General features: G+C 70.0%; 16 protein-coding genes. 12 read left to right on the forward strand and 4 right to left on the reverse strand.

Annotated elements, in window-relative coordinates:
• Window positions 1-10 precede the first annotated feature (10 nt).
• The 3 genes from NU688_RS03175 to NU688_RS03185 are packed head-to-tail and all read right to left on the reverse strand — an operon-like array spanning window position 11 to window position 3,116.
• On the reverse strand, window positions 11-1,411 hold the full coding sequence (locus NU688_RS03175) for a sensor histidine kinase (protein ID WP_257859089.1): 1,401 nt from the start codon (window positions 1,409-1,411) through the stop codon (window positions 11-13).
• An 8-nt stretch (window positions 1,412-1,419) separates the two neighbouring features.
• Window positions 1,420-2,085, reverse strand: a complete 666-nt coding sequence (locus NU688_RS03180) for a response regulator (protein WP_257859090.1) — start codon at window positions 2,083-2,085, stop codon at window positions 1,420-1,422.
• 26 nt (window positions 2,086-2,111) lie between these two features.
• The gene (locus tag NU688_RS03185) at window positions 2,112-3,116 is read right to left on the reverse strand and encodes a tripartite tricarboxylate transporter substrate binding protein (RefSeq protein WP_257859091.1); all 1,005 of its coding nucleotides are present in this window, start codon (window positions 3,114-3,116) and stop codon (window positions 2,112-2,114) included.
• A gap of 207 nt (window positions 3,117-3,323) precedes the next feature.
• On the opposite strand from NU688_RS03185, the gene NU688_RS03190 reads away from it, so the two are divergent.
• From NU688_RS03190 to NU688_RS03210, 5 genes are all read left to right on the forward strand, one after another.
• Window positions 3,324-4,124 carry a secretin and TonB N-terminal domain-containing protein gene (locus tag NU688_RS03190; RefSeq protein WP_257859092.1) on the forward strand — a complete coding sequence of 267 codons (801 nt, stop codon included), beginning with the start codon at window positions 3,324-3,326 and terminating at the stop codon, window positions 4,122-4,124.
• Window positions 4,121-4,633, forward strand: a complete 513-nt coding sequence (locus tag NU688_RS03195) for an RNA polymerase sigma factor (protein WP_257859093.1) — start codon at window positions 4,121-4,123, stop codon at window positions 4,631-4,633. The genes NU688_RS03190 and NU688_RS03195 overlap by 4 nt, the downstream gene beginning before the upstream one ends.
• A gap of 90 nt (window positions 4,634-4,723) precedes the next feature.
• Window positions 4,724-5,728 carry a FecR domain-containing protein gene (locus NU688_RS03200; RefSeq protein ID WP_257859094.1) on the forward strand — a complete coding sequence of 335 codons (1,005 nt, stop codon included), beginning with the start codon at window positions 4,724-4,726 and terminating at the stop codon, window positions 5,726-5,728.
• Between the two features lie 144 nt (window positions 5,729-5,872).
• Window positions 5,873-17,326: a filamentous haemagglutinin family protein gene (locus tag NU688_RS03205; protein WP_257859095.1), complete on the forward strand. Its 11,454-nt coding sequence runs from the start codon at window positions 5,873-5,875 to the stop codon at window positions 17,324-17,326.
• Window positions 17,327-17,468: 142 nt separating this feature from the next.
• Window positions 17,469-18,089, forward strand: coding sequence for an RNA polymerase sigma factor (locus tag NU688_RS03210; protein WP_257859096.1), 621 nt, complete (start codon window positions 17,469-17,471; stop codon window positions 18,087-18,089).
• Window positions 18,090-18,112: 23 nt separating this feature from the next.
• Here NU688_RS03210 and NU688_RS03215 read toward each other — a convergent pair whose 3' ends face one another.
• Window positions 18,113-18,916 (reverse strand): IclR family transcriptional regulator C-terminal domain-containing protein, encoded by an 804-nt coding sequence (locus tag NU688_RS03215; RefSeq protein ID WP_257859097.1) that lies wholly within the window; start codon window positions 18,914-18,916, stop codon window positions 18,113-18,115.
• A 200-nt stretch (window positions 18,917-19,116) separates the two neighbouring features.
• Between NU688_RS03215 and NU688_RS03220 the strand changes: the two genes are divergently transcribed.
• From NU688_RS03220 to NU688_RS03250, 7 genes are all read left to right on the forward strand, one after another.
• Window positions 19,117-20,040 carry a shikimate dehydrogenase gene (locus NU688_RS03220; protein ID WP_257859098.1) on the forward strand — a complete coding sequence of 308 codons (924 nt, stop codon included), beginning with the start codon at window positions 19,117-19,119 and terminating at the stop codon, window positions 20,038-20,040.
• Between the two features lie 29 nt (window positions 20,041-20,069).
• Window positions 20,070-20,903 carry a shikimate dehydrogenase gene (locus NU688_RS03225; protein ID WP_257859099.1) on the forward strand — a complete coding sequence of 278 codons (834 nt, stop codon included), beginning with the start codon at window positions 20,070-20,072 and terminating at the stop codon, window positions 20,901-20,903.
• 22 nt (window positions 20,904-20,925) lie between these two features.
• Entirely contained in the window at window positions 20,926-22,137 is a 1,212-nt protein-coding gene (gene pcaB, locus NU688_RS03230; RefSeq protein ID WP_257859100.1) for a 3-carboxy-cis,cis-muconate cycloisomerase, read from the forward strand.
• Window positions 22,134-22,568: a carboxymuconolactone decarboxylase family protein gene (locus NU688_RS03235; RefSeq protein WP_257859101.1), complete on the forward strand. Its 435-nt coding sequence runs from the start codon at window positions 22,134-22,136 to the stop codon at window positions 22,566-22,568. The genes pcaB and NU688_RS03235 overlap by 4 nt, the downstream gene beginning before the upstream one ends.
• 50 nt (window positions 22,569-22,618) lie before the next feature.
• Window positions 22,619-23,776, forward strand: a complete 1,158-nt coding sequence (locus NU688_RS03240; protein WP_257860495.1) for a multidrug effflux MFS transporter — start codon at window positions 22,619-22,621, stop codon at window positions 23,774-23,776.
• Window positions 23,777-23,815: 39 nt separating this feature from the next.
• Complete coding sequence (locus NU688_RS03245; protein WP_257859102.1) at window positions 23,816-24,583, forward strand: alpha/beta fold hydrolase; 768 nt, start codon at window positions 23,816-23,818, stop codon at window positions 24,581-24,583.
• 134 nt (window positions 24,584-24,717) lie between these two features.
• Window positions 24,718-26,598: a bifunctional sugar phosphate isomerase/epimerase/4-hydroxyphenylpyruvate dioxygenase family protein gene (locus NU688_RS03250; RefSeq protein ID WP_257859103.1), complete on the forward strand. Its 1,881-nt coding sequence runs from the start codon at window positions 24,718-24,720 to the stop codon at window positions 26,596-26,598.
• Window positions 26,599-26,645: the final 47 nt, after the last annotated feature.

Below are 26,645 nucleotides of genomic sequence, written 5' to 3' on the forward strand. Positions count from 1 at the left end.
ATGTGCGCCGCTAGCTGGCGGCCGGCCGGGGCCACCAGATGATCGCATGCAGCCCCGTGCCGGCCTCCCGAGCTTCGAGCCGCAATTCGCCCCGATGCCGCTGCGCGATCGACCGCGCAATCGCCAGCCCGAGACCGAAGCCGCCCTTGCCCGCACGCGCGCCGCGGCGAAAGCGCTGGCCCAGCGCGGCGCGTTCTTCATCGCTCAGACCGGGGCCGTCGTCCTCGACATTGAGGCTCCAGCCCGCGGCATCGCCTGCTGCGAAGAGGGTGATGGTTCCTTCGGCCGGCGTGTAGGTGATGGCGTTCGTCACGAGGTTGCTGAGCGCTTCGCGCAGCAGCCCCCGGTCCGCGACCGCGAAGAACTCGGGCGCGGGCGCATGAATGCCCAGGTCGATGCGCTTGGCGCGCGCGAGCGGCAGCAGGTCGACCGCCACCTCGCGCAGCAGCGCCGCGAGGTCGAACTCGGCCGGCTCCACCGCCACCGTGTCGCTGCGGCCGAGCGCAAGCAGTTGCTGCGCGCTGCGCGTGGCGCGGCCGATTTCGGTGCCGAGCGCATCGAGTGCGGCGCGCACCTGTGCCGGGTCTTCCTCGCGCCGGGCGTAGTCGGCCTGCATCTGCAGCGTCGTGAGGTGCGTGCGCAGCTGGTGCGAGGCATCGTCCAGAAACTGGCGCTGCTGCGTCACCAGGTCCTGCGTGCGCGACATCTGCTGGTTGACCGCATCCACGAGCGGGCGCACCTCGGCGGGCAGGTCGGTCTCGGCGATGCGCGTCAGGTCGTCAGGCGTGCGTGCCTCGACCTCGCGCGCGAGCCGCGACAGCGGCCGCAGCGCCGCGGCGAGCGCGATGGCGGTGCCGCACAGCAGCAGCGCCAGCACCAGCCCGTCGCGCAACGCGGCGCTGCGCACGAAGCGCGTGCTGAACTCCTGCCGCGAGCGCGTGCTCTCGCCGACCTGGATCAGCACGCTGCGCCCGGTGCTACCCGCCGGCGCGCGGTCGAGGTCGCGCCGGTAGGCCGCGAGCCGCACGGCCTCGCCGAAGTAGGTTGCGTCGTAGAACGCCGGCACGCCCATCGTCAGCTCGGCGGGCGGCGCGGGCAGGTCGGCGCTGCCGAGTTCGACCAGGCCATCGGAAGTCGCCACGCGAAAGAACACCTGCCCGCTCGCGGTGAGCTCGAAGAACTCGAACATCGTGTACGGCAGCTCGACCGAGAGGCCGCCCGATGCCGTCGAGATGTTGGCGTCGATGGACTTGAGGGCGCCCAGCAGCGAGCGGTCGTAGGCCGCGTTGGCGGCGGCGAGCGCGTCGTGCCGCGTCATCCAGAGTTCGAGGCCCGTCACCACCAGCAGTGCGGGGAATAGCAGCAGCGCGAGCCGCTGCCAGAGGCTCGCGCGGCGCAGGAAGCTCGGCATCGCGCGCACTAATCGGCTTCCAATACGTAGCCCAGGCCGCGCAGCGTGACGATGCGCACGCCGGTGCCGTCGAGCCGCTTGCGCAGGCGATAGACGAACACCTCGACCGCTTCGGGATGCACCTCCTCGTCATCGGAGAACACACGTTCGAGGATCTGCTGCTTCGACAGCGGCTCGCCGCTGCGCTGCACCAGCACGCGCAGCACCGCCTGCTCGCGCGGCGACAGCGCCAATGCTTCACCGTTCAGCACGAAATGCCGGCGCGCGCTGTCGTACACCAGCGGCCCGCAGGCCAAGCGCGGATGTTCGACGCCGCGCGCGCGCCGCACCAGCGCATGCAGCCGCGCTTCGAGTTCGGCCAGCGCAAAGGGCTTGGCGAGGAAGTCGTCCGCGCCCGCATTGAGCGATGCCACGCGCTCGTTCAGCGAATCGCGCGCCGTGAGGATCAGCGCCGGCAGCCGCTGGTCGCGTTCGCGCAGCCGCTGCAGCACCGTGTGGCCGTCCATGCCGGGCAGGCCCAGGTCGAGCACGAGTGCATCGTGGTCGCGCTGCTGCAGCGCGCGGTCCGCGAGCCGGCCGTCGTCGACCCATTCGACCTGGATGCCCGCATGCTCCAGCGCCTTGCAGAGCCAGGTGCCCAGGGTGTGTTCGTCTTCGGCCAGCAGGATGCGCATGGCGCCGATGCTAGAGCCTTGAACGCTCAGTCCGGCTTGATGTTTGCCCTTGCGATGACCTTCTGCCAGCGCGCTTGCTCCGCTGCGATGAACTGCGCGAACTGCTCCGGCGTGCCGCCGATGGCCTCGGCCGCATCGGCCGTGAGCCGCTGCATCGAATCAGGCGATTTCACCGCTTTCATCGTCTCGGCCGAGAGCTTGGCGAGGTTTGCGGGTTCGATGTTGGCCGGCGCGAGCATGCCGTACCACTGCGTCATCTCGAAGCCGGGGAAGCCTTGCTCGGCCACGGTCGGCACGTCGGGCAGCTGCGCGAGGCGCTTGGCCGAGCCGGTCGCGATGCAGCGCACCTTGCCGGCCTTGATGAACGGAATGATCGCCGCCGCGCCGATGGCCGAGGCATCGAGCCGACCCGAGAGCAGGTCGGTCACCATCGGGCCGGTGCCGCGGTAGGGCACGTGCAGCATGAACACGTCGGCCGTCATCTTCAGGTACTCGAAGGCCAGGTGGCCCGCGCTGCCGTTGCCCGCGGAGCCGTAGCTCAGCTTGCCGGGCTTCGACTTGGCATAGGCGATGAATTCCTTGAGGTTCTTCGCCGGCACGTCGGGGTGCACCACGTACAGGCTGGGCACCTTGGCCAGCAGGCTCACGGGCTTGAAGTCCTTGTTCGGGTCGTAGGGCAGCTTGGCGAAGATGTACGGGTTCACGGCCAGCGTGCCGATGTGGCCGAGGATCAGCGTGTGTTGGTCGGTGCTGCGCGCCACCTCGCTCATCGCGATGTTGCCGGCCGCGCCCGGCTTGTTGTCGACGAAGACGCTCTGGCCGAGCGTGCGCGAGAGTTCGGCGGCGGTGGAGCGCGCGACGATCTCGGAACTGCCGCCCGGCGCGAAGGGCACGACGAAGCGCACCGATTTGCTGGGCCATGCGGACTGGGCCGAGGCCAGCGAGGGCAGCAGGCCGCCGAGGGCGAGGGCGCCGCCGGATTGGAGCCATTGGCGTCGGCTGGAGGACAGGGAAAAAGGCTTGGCGTGCATGAATGCGTCTCCGTGGTTTTTTTGGGGAAGGCCACATGGTGCCCGGCGGTGGCTGTCGGAATGCTGTCAATTGCGGCTGATCCACCAGCGGCTGCGGCTGAGCGACGCGCCGTGCGCAGGCGCCCCGCAGCGCGCGTGCAACGGACCAGGAATGCTTTGGTGTAGCACCGACGTCATATTCCGGCGCCACCATGGCGGGCTTCCAGAATGGCGCACCCACCTTGCCGGCTCGACTCGTCTCTTCGCAGGGTGCGCCCGTTCGCCGCCCGTCTGCGCTGCCATGCGGCGGTGTTGGCGCTGCTGTGCGGGCTCTCGGCGCCTTTGGCCGTCTGGGCCGGCGACACCCCCGCACCGCGCATGAATGACGTGGCCGCCATGCCCGAGGCCGCCGGGCTGCGCTTCGATTTCGACATCCCCGCGCAGCCCCTGGCCGCCGCGCTCCAGCGCTATGCCTCGCAGTCCGGCCGCCCGGCGCTGTTCGACAGCGCGGCCGTGAGCGGACGCACCTCGGGCGCCGTGCGCGGCCGCCACAGCCCCGAAGCCGCGCTGCACCGGCTGCTCGAAGGCACGGGCCTCACCGCGGAAAGCGCGAGAGACGGACCGGCCGACGCCTTCGTGCTCAAGCCGATCGATGCAGAGGCGGACGCGATGCGTCCGGCCCCGGACGGCGTGGACACTGGCTACGGCGCCTGGGTCCAGGCGCGCATCTGGGAAGCCCTGTGCGCCGACCCCCGCACCGCGCCGGGCGAATACCGCACGCTGCTGCGCTTCGAGGTGGATGCGACGGGCGCGCTGCAAAGGCCGCGCCTCCTCACCTCGACCGGCAATGCGCGCCGCGACGCCGCGGTGCGCGAAGCCCTGCAGCGCGTGCGCGTGGGCCGCGCGCCGCCGCCCGCGATGGCGCAGCCGCTGACCATGGTGCTGCTGCCGCGCGATCCTGGCAACTCAGGGGATCAGGCGGCCGGCGCGCAGCGCTGCGAAAGCCCGCGCGAGGCAACGCCGCCATGACCGAGGACGCGCGCCCGATCCTCTCGGACTACCTGTCGCGGCACTACGCCAGCCTCAAGCGCCGCGTGACGCGCTTGCTGGGCAACAGCGACCTGGCCGGCGACGCGCTGCAGGACACCTGGCTGCGCCTGCAGAGCCGCGAGGACGAAGGCGCGATCCAGAGCCCGGGCAGTTATCTCGTGCGCGTGGCCGTCAACATCGCGATGGACATCCAGCGGCGCCAGAGCCGTTCGCTGTCCATCGACGAAGTGCAGTCGCTGATGGAGCTGTCCGACCCGGCGCCCGGCCCGGCCCGCACCGCCGAACTGCGCTCGGAAGTGGCGGCGCTGATGAAGCTCATCGACCGCATGCCCGAGCGCCGCCGCACGATCCTGATGCTGGTGCGCTGGGAAGGCCTCCCGCAGAAGGACGTGGCGGCGCGGCTGGGTCTCTCGGTGCGCGTGGTCGAGCATGAACTCAAGCGCGCGCACGACTTTCTGGATGCGCGGATGAACGATGACAAAAAATAGTTGGGGGTTTGTCGTGGCGCCGTTCGTCTGGGTGGGTGAAGCACCTTTCCATCGTTCCACCGGCATGCCGGACGTTCCGGACGTGAGGCCATGAGGACATCGGCCGACGTTCGCAAAGCGCCGAGCGACGCGTTGCCGGCAGAGGCGCGCGCCTGGCTGCGCCTGCTCGCATCCGGCGACGTGAAGGCCTCGGACGCCGAAGCCTTCAAGCGCTGGCTCCACAGCAGCGAGGCGCACCGCGCGGCCTTCAACGAGGCCAAGCAGCGCTGGGCAGCGATGAAACCCCTGGCCGGCGAATTCCTGCGCACCCGGCCGGCCGCGGCCGCGACCCACGAGCGCGCGCTGCAGGGCGGCCGCAATTTCGGGCGCCGCGCATTTTTGGGCGCTGCCGCGAGCGCCGCCGCCATGGCCGGCGTCGCCGGTGTGGCGGTGGTCAATTCGCCCGGCGGGCTCTGGCCTGCGTTGGGCGACGGAGGGGCGGACGACCGCACCGCCGTCGGCGAGCAGCGCGCGCTGGCGCTGGCCCCGCGCATCCAGGTGACGCTCAACACCCAGACCCGCATCCGCCGCGAGAGCGCGGCGGGCCAGCTCACCGGCATCGACCTGCTCTCGGGCGAGGCCGCGGTCGACCTGCTGGCCGAGGGCGGTGCGTTCGGCGTGGCGGCCGGCACCGGGCGCAGCCTGGCGCACGCGGGGCGCTTCGAGGTGCGGCATCTGGAGGGCAAGGTCTGCGTGACCTGCATCGAGGGCACGGTGCGCATCGAGCATCCGGCCGGCGTGCGCGCGCTGCTGGCGGGCCAGCAGGCGGTGTACGACGCGCAGTCGCTCAGCGGCATCGCCCGGGTCGCGCTGGAGAACGTGTCGGCCTGGCGGCGCGGCGAGTTGGTGTTCGAGCAGACGCGGCTGGCCGAGGTGCTCGCCGAGATCAACCGCTACCGCGCAGGCCGCGTGCTGCTGATGAACAGCGCCGCGGGCGACAAGCGGGTCAGCGGCCGGTTCCGGCTGGCCTCGCTGGACTCGGCGCTGTCGCAGCTGGAGCACACCTTCGGCCTGCGCCAGCGGTCGCTGCCCGGCGGGTTGCTGCTGCTGAGTTGAAGCCGCGGCGCGCCGAAAAAATAGTTGGGGGTTTGCGCACAGCCCATTCGTCTTAGCGCACAGGAAATTCTGCGCACCGCCGGCCACCCTGGCCGCGCTGCGCGGAACTCCACGACCTCAACTTTCGGGCAAGAAGTACTTCACATGAGCACACGCGGATCCCTGGGCGCAATCAACCCATCGACGAACCGGGAGCGGGTGGCAGCGCCGCCGCGCCGGCCGCGCTTTCGCATGGCGCCAATTGCACATGCCGCACGTGCCGCCTGCGTCATCGCCATGACGCTGGTGGCCGACGGCGCGGTCCTCGATGCCCAGGCGCAGCGGGCTTTCAGCGGTGCCTGGTTCGCCACCAAGAACACGGTGCAGAACTCGGCGACGGCCACGGGCCGGCTGCCCAACGGCATGCCGGCATCGATGCTGACCAATCCGTTGGAGCAACGAAAAGCCGGCGAGCAGCTGCAGCGCTCGATCGGCAACCTGAACATGGCCGCGCGCGGCATCGCCGCGCAGCAGGCGGCCCAGGAGGCGTCGCGACAGGCGGCGCTGAACGGCGGCTCGGACATTCCCGATGGCCTGGCCGACGGCGGGTTGAAGGTGGACAGCAACAGCCTCACAGCGGGCTGGCTCAATGCCAACGCGCCGGTGCAGACCGCCGCGGGCGGCCGCGTCGTGGTCGGCATCCGGCAGACCGACGAGAAGGCGATCCTGAACTGGGAGAGCTTCAATGTCGGCAAGAACACCACGGTGCAGTTCGATCAGAAGGGCGGGGCGAAGCCCGACGGCACCAACGCGTGGATCGCGCTGAACCGCATCAACGATCCGGGCGGCCGGCCCAGCCAGATCGCGGGGCAGATCAAGGCGGACGGCTCGGTCTACCTCATCAACCGCAACGGCATCGTCTTCACCGGCTCCAGCCAGGTGAACACGCGCTCGCTGGTGGCCTCGAGCCTTTCGCTCTCGGACAAGCAGTTCAAGCTGGGCATCAACAACGCGCAGGTGCTCGCCAACCAGGGCAATGATTTCCCCATTCCGCAGTTCGGCGAATTCACTTCCGCCCGGCCCGAGATCTATGGCGACAACGGCTTCAAGGCCGGCGTCGGCGGCGCGCCCGACCGCATGGGCAACGTGGACCGCTTCGATCCCGGCGCGGCGCCCGGCGAGGTCAAGGTTGACGCCGGCGCGCAGCTTGCTGCGGACAGCGGCGGCAAGGTCATGCTGTTCGCGCCCAAGGTTCGGAACGCCGGGCGTATCTCGGCACCCGATGGCCAGGTCATCCTGGCGGCCGGCGAGAACATCTACCTGAAGACGCCGTCCGCGCAGGACCCGAATGCGCCTCGCGGCCTGGACGTGGCCGCTTCGGCCGTGCCCGGCTGGGCCTTCACCGGCGGGCAGGTGCAGGGCGCGCTCAAGCTGTCGCCGGTCTATGCAGACTTCAACTTCGTCAGCGGCCTGCGCGACGTGGTCATGCCCGAGATGGCCGCGCGCGCCAAGTCGGTCGGCTACGAGGTGGTCAACACCGGCACCGTGCAGGCCGATCGCGGCAACATCACGCTGCAGGCGCAGGACGTTCGCCAGTCGGGCGTGCTGAGCTCGACCACCGCGTTGAACAACCGCAACGGCTCGATCCTGCTGCGCGCCTGGGGCCTGGGCACCCACATGTACGCGGACGGCGTGAACGACCTGATCAACTGGTCGGCCGGCACGCTGACGCTGGGTGAGGGCAGCATCGCGCAGGTCCTGCCCGATGCCTCGGACACCAGCGAGATCGAGGCGTCCGCACTGGCAACGCGCTACCAGCCCGGCCGCGTGAGCCTCTACGGGCAACTCATCGACATCCGGCCCAAGGCCGGTGTGCTGGTGCCGGCGGGAACCATCAAGATCGAATCGGCGGTCAATCCGCTGTTCACGCAATACCCGTATTTCAAGCCCGGCAGCCTGGGCGACGAGAGCCGCATCTACCTGGACGGCGAGGCCTTCCTGAGTGTGGCCGGCCTGCAGGGCATGCAGGTGAACATGTCGCGCAATTTCATCGAAGCCGAGCTGCGCATCAACGAACTGCGCGACTCGCCGCTCCTGCTCGATTCGTGGGTGCGCGGCAAGAAGGTGATCGTCGACCGGCGCGTCGGCGGCGTGTTCGGGGACGGTCCGATGGCGGGCGTGCAATGGGTGCTCGGCCCCGACGGCGCCACCTACATTCCCGGCGCCTGGGTGGGCACGCCGCTGGGCGACGTGAGCGGCTGGGTGGGCGTGGGCAAGACCGACCTGCGCGAGCTTTCGGCCGATGCGGGCAGCATCGACCTGCGCGCGGGCGGCTCGGTGATCACGCGCGCGGGATCGATGCTCGACGTGTCCGGCGGCTCGGTGCGCTACACCGACGGCATGAACACGGCGACCAAGCTCATGGGCGCCGACGGCCGCGTGCACACGATGGAGCGGGCCATGTCCGACACCGACTACACCGGCATCGCGGGCGAGTTCAACAATGTGCACGCACGCTGGGGCGTGAAGAACACCTGGCGCAACCCGCTCATCGGCGCCGACTACAAGGAAGCTGGCTACACCGAAGGGCGCAAGGCCGGCGGCGTGCGGATCTACGCGGGTGACGCCATGGTGCTCGAGGGCGACATGCTGGGCGGCGTGGTGGTGGGCGAGCGCCAGTCGCAGAACCCGGGCGGCAACAAGGGCGGGCGGCTGGAGCTGGGCGAGAACACGCCGGACGGCCGGCCCTGGTCGCCGGGCACCATCGTCGTCAGCCACGACCCGAAGCGGCTGGCGCAGGACTTCGATGCGAAGGCCAAGCTGGGCGAAGACTTCTACGTGCAACTGAAGCCGGACGAGCAGAAGTCGCGCAAGCTCACCTTCCTGTCGGACGACATGCTCAGCGATTCGGGCATGGGCACCATCGTGCTGAACACCATCAACGGCGACTTCGAACTCGCCAGCGGCGCCGTGCTGAACCTGGCGCCAGGCGCATCGCTCTCGGTGGCCGGCACCGAGGGCTCGACGAACGACATCCGCATCAACGGGCAGATCCGTGCGCCGGGCGGGCAGATCGGGCTTTCGTCGGCCAACGGAAAGCTGGAAGTGGGCGAGTACGGGCGGCTGGACGCCAGCGGCCAGTGGATCAACACCTGGCGCGACGGCGCCTTGCGCGGTGCCTGGGCGATGGATGGCGGCGCGATCATGGTCAACGTCGGAAATATTTCGGCCCACAAGGATGCCGTGTTCGATGTGTCGGGCGGCGGCCGCGTCGACCCCGGCGCGAAGGGCCTGCCGACGCTGCGCGTGGGCGATGCGGGTTCCATCTCGCTGACCGGCGTGACGCCCGACCTGGACCTTGGCACGCTGAACCTGCGCGCCCATGCGGCCGGCTCGGCAGGCAGCCTGTCGATCGAGACCGCCTCGGCGGTGCAGGTCGGCGGCGCGCCGACCGGTTCGCCGGCGGACAAGACCGCCGCTGCGCTGCTGCTGCCGGCCACGCTCTTCGGCGAGCGCGGGTTCGGAAAAGTCTCTGTCTCGGTGCGCGGCGAAGGCAACGGCATCGTGGTGCCCGAAGGCGTGACGGTTTCGCAACTGGCCACGAGCCTCGAGCTGACCGGCTTCGCCTGGCGCGACCTGCCGAGTGGCCGGAACCTGGCCGACGCGGCGCCCGCGGGCGTGCTGCGGCCCGAGGAGCGCGCGGCGCGCGACCCCGCAGCGCTGATGCTCGGCACCGAAAACGGTCCGATCCGTGTCGCGCGGGGCGCCACGGTGCGCACCGACACCGGCGCCAGCCTGGCGCTGAACGCCGGCGGCGAACTGGGCGTGCTGGCGGTCGCCGGGCGGCTGGACGCACCCGCGGGGCGCATCGCGCTGGGCGGCCGCGAGCTCACCCTCGAAGCCGGCGGCGAACTGCTGGCGCGCGGCGTGCCGCTGATCCACCTCGACAGCACCGGCCGCCGCGTGGGCGAGGTGCGCGACGGCGGCACGGTGTCGATCCAGGCGGGCGAGCTGCGGCTGGAGAAAGATGCGCTCATCGACGTGTCCGGCGCCACCGGCACGATCGACGGCGTTGCCGATGCCGGCCCCTCGGGCACCCGGGTGCCCAGGCCCGCGCAGCCGATCGTGCTGGACAGCAACGGCGGCCTGATCGAGATCACCGGCAAGGGCCTGATCGAAAGCACGATGCTGGGCAAGGCGGGCGGCCCCGGCGGCGTCGGCGGCCGCATCCGCCTGAACATGACCGCGCCGTCCGCTCCGAACGGCTCGCCGCTGGAGCAGCTCCAGCGCACGCTGCAGGACCCGGACTGTTTCGGCCTCTTCGTGGACGGCGCGTGCAGCGACTGGAAGCAGGGCCTGGACTACGACTGGGCGCCGGGCCTGCGCACCTATGGCTACGAGATCGACGGCCCGATGATCCTGCCATCCTCGCTGCTCGCGCACCTGGCGGACATCAAGGAACTGGTGGTGTCCGACCAGCTGGGTTCGCCCGGTGTGGCCGGCCCGCTCGATCCGGCGCAGTTCGGCCTGACCCCGCAAGCGCTGGACCTGTTCCGCGACGCGCTCCTGTCGAGCGACCTGCTGCGCGATGTGCTGCAAAAGCCCGGCCAGCAGTTCGCGCTGACGGTGCGCCCGCAGGCGTTCAAGGACGGCGGCTTTGCCGACCTGGCGCTGGTCAATGCCTCGCAAGGCGCGATTCGCCTGGACAACGCGAACCTCGCGCTGGGCCGCTCGATCTCGCTGCAGGGGACGATCGTCGGGCACGCGGCCTCGTCGTCGTCGCTGCGCGCGCCGCGCATCGTGCTCTCGGCCATGCCCGGCGCCTCGCCGGTGCCGACATCGGCCGCCGCGCAGGACCCCGCAGCGGCAGCGGGGCAGCTCACGCTGACCGGCTCGCTGATCGACATCTCGGCATCGGAGGATCCGAACCAGTTCCAGGCCGGCGCCGTGCGTATCACCGGCTTCGGCCGCACGGTGCTCGAAGCCGGCGAAATCCGCATGGGCGGTGCGCTGCCTTCGCAGATCAGCGAAGACACCCGGCTGCAGGTCAACCTGGATGTCGACGGACATCTGGTGCTGAAGGCCGGCCAGGTGTATCCGACGACCGCGATGACCGGCGTGATCCGCGCGGGCGACTCGATCACCGTCGAGCGCCTGGGCGATGCCGGCGGTGCGCCCCTGTCGGCCGGCGGCAGCCTGCGCCTGGAAGCGCCGGTGATCGCGCAGAACGGCGTGCTGCGCGCGCCCTTCGGCCAGATCGAACTGGACGCGGGCGAACGCCTGTCACTGGGCGCGGGCAGCCTCACGTCGGTGTCGGGCGCCGGCCTGGCCGTGCCCTACGGCACGCTGTCCAACAACGAGCATTGGCACGACCCGTCCAAGGGGGTCGACGTCACCAACCCCTCGAGCGGCTCGCTGACAGCACCGCCCGAAAAGCGCATAACCATGAAGTCGCCCGACGTGGCACTGGCGCAGGGCGCGGTGGTGGACATCGCGGGCGGCGGCGACCTGCATGCCTCCGAATTCGTGCCAGGCCCGGGCGGCTCGCACGACGTGCTGAACATGCCGGGCATGTACGCGATCCTGCCCGGGCAGGCCGGTGCGGCGCCCGCGGGCGGTGCCCAGGCGGGCCAGCGCGTCTGGCTCGCCGGTGGCCCCGGTCTTGCGGCCGGCTGGTACGACCTGCTGCCCGCGCGCTATGCGCTGCTGCCGGGTGCCTTCGCGGTGCAGGCGACGGGCAGGACATGGGGCGGCGCCTCCGCGCCCGCCATCCGCGCACCGGACGGCAGCCTGGTCATGCAGGGCAAGGGCGGCAACACCTACGGCGGCAACCAGGACGCGCAGGCCACGGCCTGGCGCGTGATGTCCGGCGGCACGCTGCGCCGCTACACCGAATACAACGAGGCCACGGCCAACGACTTCTTCGCGTCCGAGGCCTTCAAGCTCACGCAGTACCGCCTCACGGGCCAGGACGTGGTCACGCCCCGCCTGCCGCGCGACGGCGGCGCGGTCGTGTTCGACGCGGGCCGCCGGCTCGTGCTGGACGGCACGCTGCGCTCGGCGCCCGATGCGGGCGGGCGCGGCGGCCTGGTCGATATCGCCGGCAAGAAGATCGCCATCGTCGGCAGCGGGCAGGACGGTGCCAGCCTGCAGGCCGACGGCTACCTGGTCATCGATTCGGCGAGCCTGTCGAACTTCGGCGCCGGCAGCCTGCTGGTGGGCGGCAAGCGCCAGGGCAATGCGCTCGGCCTGGAACTGGACGTGACCGCGACCGACATCGTCGTGCGCAACAACGAGGGCTCCGAACTGTTCGGCCCCGAAATCATTCTGGCCGCCAGCGAGCAGGTGGCCATCGAAGGGGGAAGCCGCGTCAGCGCGAAGGGCGCAGGCGGGCGCGGGTCCGGCAGCCTGGTCGTGAAGCCCAGAGTGGCGGCGGTCTACGCGGACCCGGACGGCAGGCTGGACGACAACAACGACGGCGTGATCGACGCCAAGGACGCGGTGGACGACGTGCTCATCACGGCCGCCAGGGACTGGGGCGCGCTGGTTCGCGTGAGCACCGGCGATGCGGTCAAGGTCATCCGCCAGGGCGTGGACACCTCGCGCGGGGGGCTGGTCGCGATCGGCGCGGGCGCCGTCGTCAACGGCGACGCGGCCTTGCTGATCGATGCAACGCGCACGACCGAGCTGGCCGCCTCGGCGCAGATCGCCGGCACCGACCTGTCGGTGGCGGCCGGCCGCATCGGCTTTGGCGGCGGCACCGAAGGCATGGTGCTGGACAGCGGCGCGCTGGCGCAACTGGCGCATTCGACGCGCCTGACGCTGCGCAGCTATACCGACTTCGACTTCTACGGCTCGCTCGACCTGGGCGCGGCCGGCCTGAAATCGCTGACCTTCGACGGCGCCGCATTCGTCGGCCGCGGCGCGGGCGACGTGACGATCAAGGGCGACAGCATCGCGCTCGTCAACAGCGGCGGCGGTACGGGCGTGCCGGCCGGCACGGGGACGGGCGGCCTCACGCTGGACGCGGCCACGCTGGTGCTGGGCGCGGGCCAGAAGACTTTCTCGGGCTTCGGCGCGGTGACGCTGGCGGGCCGCAACGCGATCGTCGGCGAGGGCGCGGGCGGCATCGACACCGGCGCCGCGGCGCTGACCTTGAACACGCCGCTGCTCACTGGCCGCGGCGGCGCGGTGCAGCGCATTGCCACGGGCGGCGCATTGCAGGTCGTCGCGTTGCCGGAAGGTGGGGCCGCACCGTTCGACCTGCAGGACAGCCTGGGCCTGCGCCTGGGCCTCAGCGGCCGCAGCATCGCCTTTGGCGGCCGGGCGGTCGCGCGGGGCGGCAGCATCGACATGACGGCCACCGGCGGCAGCCTGGTCGTGACGCAGGGCGCCGCGATCGACGTGGGCGGCTCGGCCAAGCAGTTCTTCGATGTGGCCGAATACGCGGACGCGGGCCGCATCGGCCTGTCGGCGGTCGGCGGCGACGTGCGGCTGGAGGCCGGCAGCCGGCTCAACCTGGCCGCACACCCGAACGGCGGCGACGCCGGCACGCTGAGCCTGGCGGCATCGCAGGGCGGCACGGTGGTGCTCGACGGGGTGATCGCGGCGCAGGCCGGCACGAACGGCAATGGCGGCGGCAAGGCCGGCAGCTTCGCCCTGGACATCGAGGCGCTGCCCGACTTCGCGGGCTTCAGCCAGCGGCTGAACGACGCCGGCTTCAACCGCTCGCGCCAATTCCGCATCCGCCAGGGCAACGTGGTGCTGGGCGGCCTCACGACGGTCGAGGACTTCGGCCTCACTGCCGACCGCGGCAGCATCGACATCTCCGGCACGGTGGATGCGCGCTCGGCCTACGGCGGCGTCATCCGTATCACCGCCGGCAACGGCGTGGCGATGCGGCAGGGCGCGCAACTGCTGGCCGGCGCGACCGGCGAACTTGGCACCGGCCGCGTCACGCTCGAAGCGGCGGGAGGACAGCTGAACCTGCAAGGCGGCCTGATCGACGTGGCCGGCAACGAAGGCGGCAAGGTGCGCCTGCGCGCGCAACAGAATGCCGCGCACGACGACCTCGCGGTCACCGCGCTGAACATCTCCGTCACCGGCGCGCGCTCCGCGGTGCTGGAGGGCGTGAGCGTCTACGACGTGAAGGACTACGACGGCGCCACGGTCGATTCGGTCAAGACCGACGCCATCGCGGACGCTACGCGTTTCCGTGCCGCGGCGGCCGCGGTGGCCGGCCGGCTGGGCACCGGGCTGGCCGTGATGCCGGGCATCGAGATCCGCAGCGCGGGCGACCTCGCGCTGAACAGCGACTGGAATCTGTTCAGCGACTTCTCCGGCGCGCGCGAAGGCACGCTGACCTTGCGCGCGGGCGGCAACCTCGCCATCAACGGCCATCTGAGCGACGGCTTCGACGCGGCCGACCGCAGCGGCCTGCTGCAGGCGGGCCCGTCGTGGAACCTGCGGCTGGTGGCCGGCGGCGAGCTGGCCTCGGCCGACGCGATGGCGCTCAAGCCGCTCGCGGCGCAGGCTGCGGGCAAAGGGTCGATCACGGTCGGCACGGCCAACACCGCCGTTCCCGCCGAAGGCGACCCGACGCCGGACAACGGCGCGGGCAAGCTCGTGCGCACCGGCACCGGCGACCTCGAGGTGCGCGCGGGCCGCGACCTCACGCTGGCGCACAAGGAATCGGTGATCTACACCGCCGGGCGCAAGGACACCACGGCGTGGAGCGACTTCTCCACCGCCAACCCGGATGCGAGCTACGGCGTGGAGGGCGGCAACCTGGTCATCGGCGCGCAGGGCAGCGTCGAGGCCGTGCCGTCGGGCCAGCACTTCACCGAATGGCTCAACCGGCAGGGCAACCTCAACGCCGAGTTCTTCTTCGGCGAGTACACCAACGGCGAGAACGGCGTGCGCCCGGACGGCACCTACGGCCCCATCCTTCACGCGCCCGAGCAATCGAGCTGGTGGATCGACTACGCGCGCTTCCAGCAGGGCGTGGGCGCGCTGGGTGGCGGCAACGTCAGCGTGGACGCCGGTGGCGACCTGCGCAACCTGCTGGTCGCCTTGCCGACCCACATGCGCATGCGCGGCGGCCGCTCCGCGAGCGAAGCGATGACCATGGAAATGCGCAACGGCGGCGCCATGACGGTGCAGGCCGGCGGCGCGATCCGCGGCGGCCAGTACTACGTGGCGCGCGGCGCGGGCGATATCCGCGCCGGCGAGACGGCGGTCGGTCACACGTTCGTGCTGACCCGCGACGACAACAACGGCGGCCTCACCAAGTCGAGCTACACCGTGGCACCGGTGCTCGCGCTGGGCGACGCCACGCTGAGCCTGCGCACGGCGGGCGACCTGCGTCTGCAGACGGTGATCGACCCGCTGCTTGTGACCTACGGCGAAGGCTTGCGCAACGACGGCCAGCTGCTGAACTACGGCGCCTACATGAGCGGCTACACCGACCGCAGCGCGCTCAGGCTGGTGTCCACCGGCGGCAACATCACCTTCGTGAACCGCGCGGAGTTCATCTTTCGCGACCTGCTGCTCAACAGCTTCGACACCGACACGCTGGTGGGCTTCGGCGGCAACCGGTATCCGGCGCGGTTCTCGGCGGCCGCGCTGAACGGCGGCATCGCCATCGACGGGCCGCTGTACGTGCTGCCGGGCACCACCAACGACGTGAGGATGGTGGCGAAGAACGACATCCGCTTCGATGCGCAGCTCGTCATGGCCTACGCCACGCCGGCGATGATGTCTTCGGCCTACATGCCAGGCGGATCGAACTCGCCCTTCAACCAGATGAACATGGAGGACCTGCTCGACAACCTGATCAACCCGGCGCTGTCCTCGCCCGTCAACAACACGTACCTGCGCAGCGTCCACAACCCCGACGTGCTCCCGCTGGCCAACGATTTCGAACCCAGCCGCATCTATGCTTCGCAGGGCTCCATCGTCGGGCTCGACGTGAAGGCCAACGAGCAGACTTGGGTGCGCGCGGGCACCGACATCCGCGGCATTCGCCTGGCCGGGCGCAACCTGCGCGGCTCCGACGTCACGTTGCTGGAGGCGGGCAACGACATCCTGGCGGTGGAAAGCGTGAGGCCGCTCAACCGCGACAACGAGCTCGCCTTGGGTCTGACCGGCAACATCGAGATGCAGGGCCCCGGCACGCTGGTGCTGGCCGCCGGCCGCGACCTGTACGCCGACAACCTGCAGGTGCAGACGCTGGGCAACCAGCGCTACGACGCGAACAACCGCGCGCGGCCCGAGACGCAGATCAAGGGCCTGCCGGAGCACGGCGCCACCATCACCGCCATGGCCGGGCTGAACCGCGCGGTGGGCTACGAGGCATTCACGGCCGCCTACCTCGATCCGTCGAAGGTCGCGTCCATGCCCGACTACCTGAAGGCACGAGGCGCGGACGGCAGCGTGCTGCCCATCTACCTGGTGGACCAGCTCGAGACGCGCGCGGGCGGACAGGAAAAGACCGTGCGCCGCGGCCTCGTGTCGTACATGTCGGACATGACCGGCGAAAAGCTGGCGCCGCTCGAGGCCTGGGCGCGGTTCCAGCAGTTGCCCCAGCTCGCGCAGCAGCAGTTTCTGCGGCAGATCTACCTGCTCGAACTGCGCGAAGCGGGGCGCGACCAGAACGAGCCGGGCACCGGCGGCCTGCCGCGCAACGGCGGCTACAACCGCGGCTACGCGGCCATCGAGACGCTGTTTCCGGGCGACGCATGGAAGGGCGACGTGGCAGCCAACAAGCTGATGCTGCGCACCATGGCCGGCGGCGACATCGACGTGCTCACGCCCGGCGGCGGCTTGCAGGTGGCGGCGCTGGGCGCGACGGTGCCGTCCGGCTACGGCCTGGTGACGCTGGCCTCGGGGCACATCGGCATCGCCGCCAGGGACGACGTCACGGTGAACCAGTCGCGCATCCTGTCCTTCGTGCCCGAGGTGACGAAGCAGGGCAGCGACCAGATCATCTGGGCCACCGTCGGCGACATCGACGCCGGGCGCGGCGCCAAGACCCTGCGTGTGCCCTCGGCGCCCGAGGTGTCCACCGACCTGGACGGCGTGACAGTGGTGCGCGAGAAGTCCGACATGAGCGGCAGCGGCATCGGCACGGTGGGCGACGGCGACGTCGACCTGGTCGCGCCCAACGGCACGGTGAACGCCGGCGATGCGGGGCTGCGCGTGGCGGGCAACCTGAACATCGCCGCGCTGCAGGTGCTCAATGCCGACAACATCCAGGTCAAGGGCGAGACCAAGGGCCTGCCGGTGATCGCGGCGGTGAACGTCGGCGCGTTGACCAATGCCAGCGCGGCCGCCTCGCAGGCCGCGGCCGCCGCGCAGGATGTGCTGCAGCGCGACCGCGCCGCGGCGCGCCAGGCGCTGCCCTCGGTGTTCACCGTGCGGGTGCTGGGCACGGGCAACGAGCCGGCCGAAGGCGCGAGCCGGAGCGCACCGCCGCCGCCGGGCGGGCCCTCATCGGACAAGTCGGTTCGCTACGACCCGGCGAACCTCGTGCAGCTGGTCGGCAACGGCAAGCAGTTCGATGCCGGGCAGGTGGCACGGCTGACCGACGAAGAACGCCGGGCCCTGCAGGGCCGGTAGGCCGCTCGCGACCCGGTGCTCCCGGCCTGCGCTCCCGATCCGGGGGCGCGGGGCGGGAGGCCTCGCCCTCTTATCGACCTTCCGTCCACCTCGTGACTGCACGACCGGGACTTTCGCCGACCCCCATCGAGATCGATCCATCATGAGCATGCACATCCACATCCTGCGTGACCTGGAAGAACCGGCCGACGACTCGCCGGACGCGGTGCAGCACGGCGCCGCGCTGCAGGGCGTGCTCGTCGCGAACTACGAGTACCTGCGGCGCAGGCTCGTGCGCCACCTCGGTTGCCCCGACATGGCCAGCGAGTGCCTGCACGATGTGTGGATGCGGCTCGGCGAACTGGACATCCGCGATGACGTGCAGCACCCGCTGGCCTATGTCTACCGCATGGCCTGCAACGGGGCAGTCGACCGCATGCGCAGCAACCGGTCGTGGCAGTACACGGGGGATGCCGATGTCGCGCTCGAGAACCTGATCGACCTGGCCCCGGGTCCCGAGTTGATCGCCGAAGCCCGCTCCGATGTCGCGGCCGTGGACCGCGCGATGGACCGCTTGCCGGGTCGGCATCGCGGCGTGCTAATCGCCTTGCGCATCAACGAGATGACACGCCAGGAGGCGGCCATCCGCTTCGATCTTTCGCTGCGCGGCGTGGACACGGCGCTGCGCCAGGCGCTGGACTACTGCGCCGCGCATGCCGGCCAGCAGGTGCTGGCTGGTGTGAGTGCGCCCCGGCGCGCGGTGCGTCCGCTGCAGGTTTCCTGATCCCGGCGGGAGAGCGGTTCAGCTCAGATCAGGTTGCGCATCGCCTGCGCCGTCTCGCGCAGCACCGGCAGCACGCGCGCCACCGCGTCTTCGGAGCTTTCGTGCCCCATCGGCATCGTGATGTTCAGCGCGCCCACCAGCGTGCCGTGCCGGTCGCGCAGCGGCACCGCGATGCCGCGCGAGTTCAGGTCGAGTTGCTGCTCCGACAGCGCCCAGCCTTGCGCGCGGATGCGGGCCAGTTCGAGCTTCATGCGCTCCATGCTCGCGATGGTGTGCGAGGTGAACACGGTGAGCTGCCGCGTCGCCAGCCACTCGTTCAGTTCGGCATCGCTGCGCAGCGCGAGCATCAGCATGCCCGAGGCCGTGACCTGCGCCGGCACGCGCGCGCCCAGCACATAGCCGGTGCTCATGCTGCGGTTGGGGCCGTTGCGCGCGATGTAGACGACCTCGTCGCCGTCCATCACGCTGAGGTAGGCGATCTCGTTGGTGCCGGCCGCCACCCGCTGCAGGAAGGGCTGCACCACGCGCGGCAGGCGGGCCGATTCGAGGTACGAGCGGCCCAGGCGCAACACCCGCGGCGTGAGCCAGAACAACTTGCCGTCGCTCGCGACGTAGCCCATGTGCTGCAGCGTCAGCAGATAGCGCCGCGCGGCGGTGCGCGTCATGTTCGTGCGCTGGCCGGCCTGGCTGGCGGTGAGGCGCGGGTTGGCGTCGTCGAAGGCTTCGATGATGCTCACGCCGCGCTCCAGGCCGGCGATCCAGTCGCGCTTGTCCAGGCCTGCGGGTGCGGGCGAGTCGTCCTTGCTGTCCTTGCTCTCTTTGCTCATGGGTCGGAAGTGTGCCGCCGGTGGATCACCGGCAAGTTGCATTCGTGGGCAGTGAAAACCCTTGGTTTGAACGATTGTCGAATTTCAAAGATCGATGATCGAACGTTTTTGCCTTGCTGGCGCTGTGGAAAAGGGCCTAAGGGACTATAAAGCTCGGCATCCGACCTCCCAAAGAGCGATTGACGAACGGAACCCAGCACATGAGCCATTCCATCAGCGGCAGCACCCAGGCTTACCTGATCCCGGGCGATCCGGTGCGGAACGTGCGGCTGCCGCGCATGTTCAATGCCACCTTCGAGCGCTTCGGCATCGACGCGGTGCTGCTGCCGATGCAGGTGCCGGTGCGCGATTTCGCGGTGTTCTTCAAGTCGGCCTTTCTCGCGCGCAATGTGCGCGGCATGGTGATCGCGCCGCCGCACAAGCCGCTGGTGGTCGACCTGCTCGACGGCTGCGGGCTCTTCGGCCGCGTGGCGGGCTCGGTCAACGTGGTGCGCCGCACCGAGGGCGACCAGCTCGAGGGCGATCTGTTCGATGGCGAAGGCCTCATCGGCGCGCTCGACCACTGCAACATTCCCTTCCGCGGCAAGCGGGTGCTGATCCTCGGCGCGGGCGTGAGCGCCGCGGCCATCGGCGTGGCGCTGGCCGAAGGTGGCACGGTGAACGGCGCGGAGCACATCGCCTTCTTCGACACGGCGGCCGGCAAGGCGGCGGGCGTGGCGGCCAAGCTCGATGCCTTCTTCGATGCGACCGTGGTCGCGGTCGAGAGCAACGCGCCCGAAGGCTACGACCTCGTGATCAACGCCACGCCGCTCGGCCTGGTCGAGGGCGATGCGCTGCCGCTCGACGTGTCGCGCATGGAGAGCCACGCGACGCTGTTCGACATCCTGCTGCGCAACCAGCCCACGCCGCTGGTGCGTGCGGCGCGTGCGCGCGGGCTCAATGCGCAGGCCGGCTTCGAGATGCTGATCCAGCAGATGCCGCACTACCTGCGCTACTTCGGCCACCTCGATGCGGCCGAGGCGCTGCAGGCCGATGCGAACTTCCTGCGCGAAATCGTTCATCCGCCAGCGATGCACGGCGAGATCGCGAACCCCTTGCGCTACCACTCGCCCAGCGTCGCCTGACGCCTCATCTTTTCAAGCAAACGACTTTCATGATTTCCGGCAAGACAACGCTCATCGCCCACCTCGGCTACCCGACCGAGGCCTTCAAGGCGCCGATGATCTACAACCCCTGGTTCGACAAGCAGGGCATCGACGCGGTGGTGGTGCCGATGGGCGTGAAGCCCGAGGACTACGCGGCCACGCTGCCGCAGGTGTTCAGGTTCTCGAACATCTGCGGCGCGCTGGTCACGATGCCGCACAAGGTCACGACGATGGGGCTGGTCGATGAGGTGACACCGACGGCGCGCGTCGCGGGCGCGTGCAACGCGATCCTCAAGCGACCCGACGGCACGCTGCTCGGCGACCAGTTCGACGGCGCGGGCTTCGTGCGCGGCGTGGAGCGCAAGGGCCGGCTCTTCAAGGGCACGCGGGTGCTGGTGTCGGGCACGGGCGGCGTGGGCTCGGCCATTGCGGCGTCGATCGCCGCTGCGGGCGCCGCGGAGCTGATGCTGTTCGACATGAGCGATGCATCCGCACAGGCGCTTGCCGCGCGGCTGCGCGAACACTATCCGCAGATGAAGGTCGCCACGGGCTCGAAGGACCCGGCCGGCTACGACGTGGTCGTCAACGCCACGCCGCTCGGCATGAAGGACAGCGACCCGTTGCCCTTCGACGTGGACCGCATCGACCCGGCCACCTTCGTCGGAGAGGTCGTCATGAAGACCGAATACACGCCGCTGCTGCAGGCCGCAAAAGCAAAGGGCTGTGCGGTGCAGGTCGGCACCGACATGCTGTTCGAGATGATCCCGGCCTACCTCGAATTCTTCGGCTTCGGCACCGCATCTCCCGAGGAGTTGCGTGCCGTGGCCCAACTGAAATATTGACGATGAACACCCAGGTCACCGCATGAGCATTTTCGAAGGCTTTCTTTCCACATCCGAAACGCTGGGCGCGTTCAGCGACCGCGCGTTCGTCGATGCAATGCTGCGTTTCGAAGCCGCGCTTGCGCGTGCGCAGGCAGCCGAAGGGCTGATCCCCGAGAGCGCCGCGCATTCCATCGTCGGCAGCTGCAAGGTCGAACTGTTCGACGTCGCCAAGATCGTGCGCGAGAGCGGCCGTGCGGGCAGCGTGGCGATTCCGTTGGTGAAGGCGCTGCGCGAAGCCGTGGGCCTGTTCAATGCCGAGGCCGCGCCGTTCGTGCACTTCGGCAGCACCAGCCAGGACGTGATCGACAGCGCGATGGCGCTGGTCACGCGCGAGGCGGTCGCGCTCATCGAGGCCGACCTCGCCAAGGCCGCCGATGCGCTGCTGCGCCTTGCCACCCAGCACGCCGAAACGCCGATGCTCGCTCGCACGCTGATGCAGCCGGCCTCGGTCACCAGCTTCGGCTTCAAGTGCGCGGGCTGGGCCGCGCCGCTGGTGCGCAGCCGCATCCGGCTGCGCGATGCGGCGAAGCACGCGCTGCAACTGCAGCTGGGCGGGGCCGTCGGCACGCTCGCGCAGATGAAGGGGCAGGGCGCCGCGGTGCGCAAGCGCATGGCCAAGGAGCTGGGCCTGGGCGACCCCGGCGCGACCTGGCACACACAGCGCGACGAATGGGTGGCGCTCGGCTGCGAGCTCGGCCTCGTCGCGGGCAGCCTCGGCAAGATCGCCGTCGACATCGCACTGCTCGGCCAGTACGAAGTGGCCGAGGTCGCCGAGCCCAGCGAGCCCGGTCGCGGCGGCTCGTCGGCGATGCCGCACAAGCGCAACCCCGTGGCCTCGATGGTCGCCATCGCCGCCGCGCACCGTGCGCCGCAGCGCGTGGCCGCCTTGCTCGGCGCGATGCCGCAGCAGCACGAACGCGCGCTCGGCGCGTGGCAGGCCGAGCTGGCCGAATGGCCGCAGCTCCTGATGTCGGCGCACGGCAGCGTGCGTGCGATGGCCGGCGCGCTGCCCGGCCTGCAGGTGGACGCCGCGCGCATGCGCGCCAACATCGACCGGCTGCGCGCCGAGCTGCCGCGCGATGCGGCCGACGAATGGTTCGACCCTGCGCTCGCCATCGGCGCGGGCCAGACCGCGCTGGCAGAAGTGAAAGCGCTGCAAGCCCAGCTCAAAGACAAGGAACTCTCGCAATGACCGCCCCCGAAACCCCGAGCAACGACTACGAAGACGGCCTCCTGAACCGCCGCCGCATCCTCGGCGATGCCTGGGTCGACAAGTCGCTGGCCAACCGCAACGGCTTCAACGCCGAGTTCCAGGAGCTGATCACGCGCCATGCGTGGAACGACATCTGGGGTCGCCCCGCGCTGGGCGACAAGACGCGTCGCTACATGGTGCTGTCGATGATGCTGGGCATCCACGCGTACGAAGAATTCGCGATGCACGTGCGCGCCGCGCTCGACGGCCCGCCCGAGTCGCGCCTGACACCCGACGACATCAAGGAAGTGATCATGATGGCCGCCATCTACTGCGGCGTGCCCGTGGCCAACCATGCGTTCGGCATTGCCACGAACATCCTGCGCGAGAAGGGGCTGCTGCCTGTGGCCACGCCGTCGCCTGCGCAGTGACCGCGCCGGTCGCCCCGAAGAAGGGCCGGTTCGACGTCAGCTTCACCTTGATGCTGCCGCTGCTTCTGGCAGCGCAGCCGGTCGCCACCGACAGCTATCTGCCGGCGCTCCCCGCCATCGCGAAGGAGCTCGGCTCGGCCAGCACCAGCCTCACGCTGTTCGTACTGGCCTTCGGCTTTGCGCAGTTGCTCTGCGGCCCGCTCGCGGATCGTTTCGGCCGCCGGCCCGTGCTGCTCGCGGGGCTCGCCTGCTACGTGGTCGCCGCGTTCGGCGGTGCGTTCGCGGGCAGCGTGGCGGTGCTCGCGGCCTGGCGCACGCTGCAGGGCTTTTCGATGGCCGCGATCCTCGTGTGCTCGCGCGCGGCGGTGCGCGATCTCTATCCGGCGCACGAAGGCCCGCATGTGATGGCGCGCGGCCTCACGGGGCTGGGCGTGGTCGGGCTGATCGCGCCGCTGCTCGGCGCATGGCTCGTGCAGGGCGCGGGCTGGCGCTGGGTGATGGTGGCGATGGCGGTGTATGCCTCGCTGCTGTTCGCGCTGTGCTGGCGCTCGTTCGGCGAAACGCGCAAGCCGCTGACGGGCGAATCGTCCGCACCGCGCGGCAGCACGCGCGCCGTGTTCGCAAGCCGCTCGTTCCGCGCGTGGGCCTCGGTGGCGGCCACCACTTATGGCGGGCTCTTCTGCTTCTTGCTGCTGTCGCCGATGGTCTACATCGGCTACCTCGGCTGGTCGCCCGCGTGGTACGGATGGATCCCGGCCGGCGGCTCGCTGGTCTACATCTTCAGCACCACCATGTGCCGCAGCCTGCTGCGGCGCTACGGGCCGGTGCGCACCGTGCGGCTGGGCGCATCGCTCAGCATGACGGGTGCGGTCATTCAGGCGCTGGGCTGCTGGCTCATGCCGCTGAGCGCCGTGCCACTGCTGGTGGGCCACGCGGTGTACTGCCTCGGCCACGGCATCCACCAGCCCTGCGGGCAGGCGGGCGCCGTGGGCGACCTGCCGCACCTCGCGGGGCGGGCCGTGTCGTGGTCCGGCTTCGGCATGATGATGGTCGCGTTCTGCGTGGGGCAGGTCGCCGCGCTGTTTGTCGATACCGATTACTCCCATGGCGCATGGCCCATGGTTGTGCCGATGCTGGTGGCCGGTGCCGTGCTGCTGGCCATTGCGTTTCTCTGGCTCCCGCGTCTTCAACCTCCCAAGCATTCGTAAAAAGATCCGTAAAAAGATCCGTAAAAAGGAAACCACACCATGACCCCCCGCCTGAATGTCGTTCGCGAAGGCGAAGGCCCCTTCGTCGTGCTCAGCCATGCACTGGGCTGCAGCCTGCGCATGTGGGACGGCGTGGCCGAGCAGCTTGCGCAAGCCCACACGGTGATCCGCTACGACCACCGCAATCACGGCGGCTCCGAGGTGGTGCCGGGCGCTCTGCGCGTGGAGACACTGGCGCAGGACGTGGCCGAACTGATCCAGCGCGAGACCGACGGCGAGCCGGTGCACTTCGTCGGCCTCTCGATGGGCGGCATGACCGCGCAGGCGCTGGCGGTGCGGCACCCTGAGCTGCTCAAGACCATGGTGATCGCCAATTCGTCCGCCCACTATCCCGACCAGGCGCCGTGGCGTGCGCGGGCCGAGACGGTCGCCGCCAAGGGCGTGGGCGCCATCGCGGCGGGTGCTGTTTCGCGCTGGCTCACGCCCGCGTATGCGGCGACGCCCGAAGGCGCAGCCGCAGCCAAGTCGCTGCACGACGTGCTGGTCGCAACGGATGCGCAGGGCTACATCGAGAGCTGCAACGCGGTCGCCGCCATCGATTTTCGCGACAGCAACCACCGCATCGCCGTGCCCACGCTGGTCATCGGCGGCCTGCAGGACGAGGCCACGCCGATGGCGATGTCGGAAGCGATGGCTGCGGCCATTCCCGGTGCGCGCCTGGCCACCATAGCCGCCGCCCACCTGAGCGCCGTGGAGCGGCCTACCGAGTTCGAACAGCTGCTGATCGATTTCTGGCGCAACCTCTGAGCGCCCGCGAAGGCAGCCCGGACCTAGGTGTATCCCGTATTTCGTGCGATTAATGAACTAGTGCGTTCGTTAATCGCCCGATCGGTGCCTGAATTGGTTGTGGCGCAGGGCCCGGGTTCCTAAAGTCCACCCCCATGCATCGCTCCATCGCCACGGTCTCGCTCAGCGGCACCCTTCGCCAGAAGCTCGAAGCCATCGCGGCCGCCGGGTTCGACGGCATCGAGCTGTTCGAGGCCGACTTCATCAACTTCAAGGGCACGGCCACCGAGCTGCGCGGCATCGTGGCCGACCTGGGCCTGGCCATCGACCTCTACCAGCCGTTTCGCGATTTCGAAGGCATGCCCGAGCCGCAATTCCGCCGCAGCCTGGAGCGCGCCGAACGCAAGTTCGACCTGATGGAGGCGCTGGGTGCGCCGATGGTGCTGTGCTGCTCGAACACCTCGCCGCTGTCGGTCAACGACCCCGCACTCGCCGCCGCACAACTGCACGAACTGGCCGAGCGCGCCGCGCGCCGCAACCTGCGCGTGGGCTTCGAGGCGCTGGCCTGGGGCCGGCACACCTCGCGCTATGGGCAGGCCTGGAACATCGTGAAGCAGGCGGATCACGCGCACCTCGGACTCATCCTTGACAGCTTCCACACGCTCTCATTGAAGGACGACCCGGCGGGCATCGCCGGCATTCCGGGCGAGAAGATCTTCTTTTTGCAGATGGCCGATGCGCCGCTGCTCGCAATGGATGTGCTGCAGTGGGCGCGGCACCACCGCTCGTTTCCGGGGCAGGGCGATTTCGACGTGGTCGGCTTCTTCGAGCAGGTGCTGCGCGCGGGCTACACCGGGCCGCTGTCGCTGGAGATCTTCAACGACATCTTTCGCGAGACGCCGAATCGCCGCACCGCCGTCGATGCGATGCGCTCGCTGCTGTACCTGGAGAGCGAAGCGCGCCAGCGGTTGGCCGCGGTGCAGCCGCAGCAGCGCGTGGAGCTGTTCAATCCGCCGCCCGTCGCTGCGCTCTCGGGCCTGTCGTTCATCGAGTTCGCGGCCAACGAAGCTTCGGCGCTCACGCTCGACACGCTGGTGCGGCAACTGGGCTTTCGCCGCATCGGCAAGCACCGCTCCAAGGCCGTGACGCTGTATCGGCAGGGCGAGATCAACTTCATCGTGAACGCGCAGCCCGATTCTTTTGCGCGCGGACGATTCGAGGCGCACGGCACCTCGGTGTGCGCGCTCGGTGTGCGCTGCGCCGATCCGCTCGCGGCGGTGGGGCGTGCGACCGCGATGCGATCAAAGCGCCACGACAGTCCCGTCGGCCCGAACGAGTTGCGCGTGCCGGCGGTCGTTGCGCCGGGCGGCAACCTCATTCACTTCGTGCCGGAGTCGCTGGGCGCAAACGGCCTGTACGAAGCCGACTTCATCCTCGAAGACGATGCGCCCGAAGCCAACGATGCGGGCCTGGCGCAGATCGACCACGTCGCCCTCGGCCTCGCGCTCGACCAGCTCGACACCTGGGTGCTCTTCACCCGCGCCGTGCTCGGCCTGGAGCCCGGCGAGAGCCTGGAGCTGGCCGACCCCTTCGGCCTGATCCGCAGCCGCGGCGTCGCCAACGCCGAGCGCAGCGTGCGCCTGGTACTCAACGTATCGCTGAGCCAGCGCACCCGCACCGCGCGCACGCTCAGCGTGACCGGCGGCGGCGCGGTGCACCACATCGCGTTGAACTGCGAGGACATCTTCGAGACGGCCGCGAGGCTGCGCGCCAACGGCACGCGCTTCGTGCCGATCTCGGACAACTACTACGACGACCTCGCCACGCGCATCGACCTCGCGCCCGAGCTGCTCGAACGCATGCGCGCGGCGGGCGTGCTGTTCGATCGCTCGCCGGCCGGCGACTACCTGCACATCTACACCGAGAGCTTCGAGGGCGGGCTCTTCTTCGAGGTCGCGCAGCGCGTGGGCCGCTACGACGCCTACGGTGCCCTCAATGCCCCCGCGCGCATGGCTTCGCAAGCGCAGGACGACTGATTTTTTTCCGCACGCATCACTGCATCACACAGCATCACCACTGGAGA

Origin of the sequence: Variovorax sp. ZS18.2.2 (assembly GCF_024701975.1) — a bacterium.
Taxonomy (GTDB): domain Bacteria; phylum Pseudomonadota; class Gammaproteobacteria; order Burkholderiales; family Burkholderiaceae_C; genus Variovorax.

Excerpts from the sequence above, each read along its gene's own strand:
- NU688_RS03175 (WP_257859089.1), bottom strand. The coding sequence starts at position 1,411 with ATGCCGAGCTTCCTGCGCCGCGCGAGCCTCTGGCAGCGGCTCGCGCTG.
- NU688_RS03180 (WP_257859090.1), bottom strand. The coding sequence starts at position 2,085 with ATGCGCATCCTGCTGGCCGAAGACGAACACACCCTGGGCACCTGGCTC.
- NU688_RS03185 (WP_257859091.1), bottom strand. The coding sequence starts at position 3,116 with ATGCACGCCAAGCCTTTTTCCCTGTCCTCCAGCCGACGCCAATGGCTC.
- NU688_RS03190 (WP_257859092.1), top strand. The coding sequence starts at position 3,324 with ATGGCGCACCCACCTTGCCGGCTCGACTCGTCTCTTCGCAGGGTGCGC.
- NU688_RS03195 (WP_257859093.1), top strand. The coding sequence starts at position 4,121 with ATGACCGAGGACGCGCGCCCGATCCTCTCGGACTACCTGTCGCGGCAC.
- NU688_RS03200 (WP_257859094.1), top strand. The coding sequence starts at position 4,724 with ATGAGGACATCGGCCGACGTTCGCAAAGCGCCGAGCGACGCGTTGCCG.
- NU688_RS03205 (WP_257859095.1), top strand. The coding sequence starts at position 5,873 with ATGAGCACACGCGGATCCCTGGGCGCAATCAACCCATCGACGAACCGG.
- NU688_RS03210 (WP_257859096.1), top strand. The coding sequence starts at position 17,469 with ATGAGCATGCACATCCACATCCTGCGTGACCTGGAAGAACCGGCCGAC.
- NU688_RS03215 (WP_257859097.1), bottom strand. The coding sequence starts at position 18,916 with ATGAGCAAAGAGAGCAAGGACAGCAAGGACGACTCGCCCGCACCCGCA.
- NU688_RS03220 (WP_257859098.1), top strand. The coding sequence starts at position 19,117 with ATGAGCCATTCCATCAGCGGCAGCACCCAGGCTTACCTGATCCCGGGC.
- NU688_RS03225 (WP_257859099.1), top strand. The coding sequence starts at position 20,070 with ATGATTTCCGGCAAGACAACGCTCATCGCCCACCTCGGCTACCCGACC.
- pcaB (WP_257859100.1), top strand. The coding sequence starts at position 20,926 with ATGAGCATTTTCGAAGGCTTTCTTTCCACATCCGAAACGCTGGGCGCG.
- NU688_RS03235 (WP_257859101.1), top strand. The coding sequence starts at position 22,134 with ATGACCGCCCCCGAAACCCCGAGCAACGACTACGAAGACGGCCTCCTG.
- NU688_RS03240 (WP_257860495.1), top strand. The coding sequence starts at position 22,619 with ATGCTGCCGCTGCTTCTGGCAGCGCAGCCGGTCGCCACCGACAGCTAT.
- NU688_RS03245 (WP_257859102.1), top strand. The coding sequence starts at position 23,816 with ATGACCCCCCGCCTGAATGTCGTTCGCGAAGGCGAAGGCCCCTTCGTC.
- NU688_RS03250 (WP_257859103.1), top strand. The coding sequence starts at position 24,718 with ATGCATCGCTCCATCGCCACGGTCTCGCTCAGCGGCACCCTTCGCCAG.